The sequence below is a fragment of the Paenibacillus zanthoxyli JH29 genome (genome assembly GCF_000520715.1).
GTDB lineage: Bacteria > Bacillota > Bacilli > Paenibacillales > Paenibacillaceae > Paenibacillus_AQ > Paenibacillus_AQ zanthoxyli.
Genome location: NZ_ASSD01000291.1, coordinates 1 through 4,161, shown reverse-complemented (window position 1 = coordinate 4,161; position 4,161 = coordinate 1). Strand labels below are relative to the sequence as shown.

The 4,161-nt window shown below is 43.2% G+C and carries 5 protein-coding genes; 1 reads left to right on the top strand and 4 read right to left on the bottom strand.

Translation table 11 applies throughout. The annotated features are described in order from the left end of the window. The 4 genes from L691_RS0110680 to L691_RS0110665 all read right to left on the bottom strand — a co-directional run. On the bottom strand, positions 1 to 860 hold an 860-nt coding region (locus L691_RS0110680), incomplete at its 3' end, for an oligosaccharide flippase family protein (RefSeq protein ID WP_198023012.1). Between the two features lie 146 nt (positions 861 to 1,006). Next, positions 1,007 to 2,113 (bottom strand): amidase domain-containing protein, encoded by a 1,107-nt coding sequence (locus L691_RS0110675; protein ID WP_036736578.1) that lies wholly within the window; start codon positions 2,111 to 2,113, stop codon positions 1,007 to 1,009. A gap of 24 nt (positions 2,114 to 2,137) precedes the next feature. Then, entirely contained in the window at positions 2,138 to 2,746 is a 609-nt protein-coding gene (locus L691_RS0110670; RefSeq protein WP_025690480.1) for a class F sortase, read from the bottom strand. A 65-nt stretch (positions 2,747 to 2,811) separates the two neighbouring features. Continuing rightward, positions 2,812 to 3,102 (bottom strand): hypothetical protein, encoded by a 291-nt coding sequence (locus tag L691_RS0110665; RefSeq protein WP_025690479.1) that lies wholly within the window; start codon positions 3,100 to 3,102, stop codon positions 2,812 to 2,814. A 160-nt stretch (positions 3,103 to 3,262) separates the two neighbouring features. On the opposite strand from L691_RS0110665, the gene L691_RS28580 reads away from it, so the two are divergent. Then, a partial coding sequence (locus L691_RS28580; RefSeq protein WP_036736581.1) for a nucleotide disphospho-sugar-binding domain-containing protein occupies positions 3,263 to 4,161 on the top strand: 899 nt, incomplete at its 3' end.

Sequence of the window (4,161 nt, the reverse complement as noted above, 5' to 3'; positions counted from 1 at the left end):
CGCCCCCGCCAGTCTGTTACCAGCTTCATGGTTAACGTGTGGGACAGGGCCGCAGTAGCAATGCTAGGCATATAGACAATAAGTACTGCCATACCTGTTAGGACGCCAAACATAGATGTCGCCTGTGCAGTGGAATATCCCGCAACCTGCAATCTGCCGGGGATAATAATAGCATCCAGGACATCCGATAGCGGAGTGAGCAGCCGTGTGAGAGATATAATAAAAGAACTGTGAAAAAACCACTTGAGGTCTGTTCTAAAAAGGGTATATTTTTGAGTGCTCAAGATACTGCTCTGCTGATTGCTATAATAAAAATAATATAGAATCAATACGAAAAAAGCAGATAATGCGCCGAATAGCGTACCTAACATACTGTTTCCCGCCGCAAAAGCCGAGCCATTAGGCAAAAGAAGAAAAACAAGCGTCAGCATGAACAGAACACGAACTGCTTGTTCAATAAGTTCAGAGACGGCGATGACATTGTAGCGTTCCATGCCTTGCAAATAGCCCCTGAGTAAACTTAACAAAGGAACTGCGAAGAGCGCCGGCGCCAAACAACGGATGAAAAAATACAGCTCCGGATTGCCCAAAAGCTGGGATATGCCACCGGAAAAACAAAAGGAGAGCATGCTAATACTCCCCCCCATAAGGATTAAATAAATAGAAATAGTTTTAAACCAAATCCAGCTATGTCGGGGATGTCTCGCCGTATACAGGGCCAGGGCAGTCGGCAAGCCGCCCGTAATCACCATTAGGGCTAAACCGTAATAGGAATAGGCGATCTGATACAGACCGATTCCCTCTGCGCCGATGAGCCTTGTTAGGGAAACCCTGCCAATTAGACCGATGGCTTTTACCATCACTATAGCACTTACCCGAAATGTCGTTTGCTTTATGAACAGAGAGGACCTCATTCATTCACCTCAATCATGTACGACTCGTCCTTACCATCTTATGACGGCTGACGATGCGGTATGTTATGATCAAGGCTGATGCGTCCAAGGTTTTAGTCGTTGATATGGATCAGAATGTATTTCGTGTTTTTATCCCAACCCAAATCATACGGTGCCCTAAAGCGGTCTGCAGTATGTGAATTCACAAGCGGATAGCCATTTTCGTCAAATCCGGTTACAATCGAAAAGTGATCGACGTCATTTCGAATAACGTGGGCGATTAAATCCCCCGGAAACAGTTTGGCAAAAGCACCATCCGGATTTTGGCGGGTAGACTTTACAAGATCTGAAAATCCCCCTTGCGCAATAACCCTGCCGTATCCGGAGCGGACAATAAAGTTCTTGAATGAATCAGTCTGTACCCAAGTGCTGTTGCCTCCTGAATGATAATGATACCGCCAAGGGCCCGACATTTTGAGCCCCCCGCCTTCCTCTTGATCGCCAACGACTTGAGAAGCAAAATTCGTACAGTCTCCACCCTTGCCGTTATAATTTAAATATTTTGGATTGTAACGCCCTTTATTTCCGGCCCCCCAGGCTGAACCCGCATATTTATTCGCATAAGCCACTGCTTTCTGCCGCTTATATTTTTTGCCGTCCCGGATTTCCTCTTTATGGTCTGGAAAAGCCTCTGTTTCTTCTGGGGTTCCCGGAATTTGCTTTGGACTTTCGTCCAGCGGATCTAAGTACCACTCTTTAACAACTTTCCATTCCCCTTTATTTTTTTTCAAAGTAAGTGTATGCCATGTTCCCAGACCGAACCATTGCGTTGGCAAAATTTTATTTGCATACATATAACTTAGTTTTTGGGAATGGGTGAGCGTTATTTGGGCAGTATCCCCTTCGATTCGGATTCGTGTAATCCGGATTCGGCTTTGGGAATCCACAAAGTGAATGCCTCTATGCTCTCCCCATGCATGAAGATATGTATTTCTGTTAGCTTCGACCCGATAAGCATGACGGCTTGAACCGTATTTCTGATCATAATACTTCTCAAGCCCGGACGGCATGTTTGTTACAAATTCGGATCGGGCAGCAAATAAATGGGTTAGAAACCCTCTTACCTCTGTCTCCGTACTTTCGGTACCCGATACAGGTTCAGCTCCAAACAACAGCAGAAAAACCGCTATAACTAAGCACATCTGAGGCGTTCTTTTCATAATGTCTCCCCCCCATTGTAACAATCATTTTATCAATCTTGTATAAACGACTAATCTTTTTTCGTGCTCTTTCTTTTTCCGGTTGTACTTGCCTGTGCAAGTAATTAAATTTAATTGGCTTTGATCCGTATCCCCGAAGATTTTCTCCAGAGGCGCCTTAGCTGTCGGATAGGATTCTACCGCTACAACTCTGAATACAAGATAATTTCCTACTTCGTCCGAAAGAAGCACTGGATCTTCAGGTTTTAGCTTTTTAAGCGGGTAAAAAATAGCCGGTCCTTTATAATTGTCCACATGTCCTGCTATAATCGCGTTTCCCGGTTGCCCAGGCAGTACACCTTCTATAAATACCCCTGCTACTTCACTGGACTTAGGAACTTCCAACTGCCCATTCTTTAGCAGCCCGACAGGTTTGACCGGGGCCATTAGCCCAATAGATGGAATCCATAAGCGGCTCGGAATAATGGCTATTGGCTTTTTCTCGGGTGCTTTAGAGGACCCGGAAGAAAGTATTTTTGAAGAAGGGGCTGGCCGGTCACTCTTCGTTTCGTTTGGTTTCGTCCTTTGACATCCTGACGTCAATAATAAGACAAGGACAAGAAGCAAGTGCACAGAGGATTTTATTCTTTTCATAGCCATCTTCCTTTTTGTGATCGGAAAGAGGAACAGCAGGGTTTCCTCTTTCCGTAGCTTGATGCTTACTCGCTTACTCCGCCATAACCTGATTTTGGCAGCGCCTTAGGTTTAATGCTTTTAGCGTGCAGCTTGTGTGCTTTGCCTTTCTCTTTTGCGTGCAGTTTATGTGCCTTCATTTTGTGGTGTTCTTTTGCATGCAGTTTGTGTTCTTTAGCATGAATCTTGTGTTCTTTTACATGCATTTTGTGCTCCATTTTCTTCGTTCCCACCGGTTCTGTCGATGCAAATGCTGTTGCTGCCGAAGCTGTAAGGAACAAGCAAGTGGATAATGCAATTACAGCTGCCTTTTTCATGTCATACTCCTCCTCAATAAAATATTTTCCCCTTGATTAATATCTCCGGCAGAGCTTAAGTTATTAATGGAATCCTTTCCCAATCCTTTATTAAAAGGACGAGATATAGTAAGGTAAATAATGTAAACCACAACTTCCCATTCTTAAGGAGCGAATACCGATGATGAACATATTAATGGTTAATTTCCCTGCCGAGGGGCATGTAAACCCCACTCTGGGTATTGTAAAAGCATTTGCTGATCGGGGGGATAACGTCCACTATATTACCACTGAAAAATTTAAGGAAAGGCTATCATTTTTAATGCCTGAGAAAGAATTCAAAAATATTCTCGGCCCTGATTCGTTCCAACCTGACGAGAATGCGGAAAGATTACTTGATCAAATGAAGGAAAAATTCGATGTTTTACCTAAGAATATGCTTCAATTCATGAATAACTCGGGTGATTTAAATCTTGTATACACAAGCCGATATTTCCAGCCTCACAATGAGCTTTTCGGGGAGAATTATGTTTTTATCGGTCCGAGCTTTCCGCAAAGGAAGACAACCGATCACTTCCCTATGGAAGTATTAAAAGATAAAAAGGTACTTTATATTTCTATGGGAACCGTTTTGGATCATGTGGAAGAATTCTTCAATACTTGTATTGATGCTTTTTCTGATTTTGAGGGGAAAGTTGTGATCGCAGCCGGAGAGAAAGCTGATTTTACTAAAATCAAGGAAGCACCCGAAAATTTTATCATTTCTCCCTATGTACCTCAATTAGAAATATTAAGCCAATCTGACGTTATTGTTACGCACGGTGGAATGAACAGCGTTAATGAAGCTATTCATTACAATGTACCCTTGGTTGTTATTCCCCATGACAAGGATCAACCCATGGTGGCGCAGCGATTAACTGAGCTTGGAGCCGGTTATAGGATATCAAAGGATAATATCAATGTTAGCTCATTAAAGAATGCCGTAAATGAAGTCCTGTCTAATAGTGAATATAAAGAGGCGATACAAAAAATCAAGGATAGTTTCCATATGTGCGGCGGGCCGGAAAAAGCCATTGAAGT

Coding starts and splice junctions, on each gene's coding strand:
- L691_RS0110670 (WP_025690480.1), bottom strand. CDS start 2,746: ATGAAAAGAATAAAATCCTCTGTGCACTTGCTTCTTGTCCTTGTCTTA.
- L691_RS0110665 (WP_025690479.1), bottom strand. CDS start 3,102: ATGAAAAAGGCAGCTGTAATTGCATTATCCACTTGCTTGTTCCTTACA.
- L691_RS0110675 (WP_036736578.1), bottom strand. CDS start 2,113: ATGAAAAGAACGCCTCAGATGTGCTTAGTTATAGCGGTTTTTCTGCTG.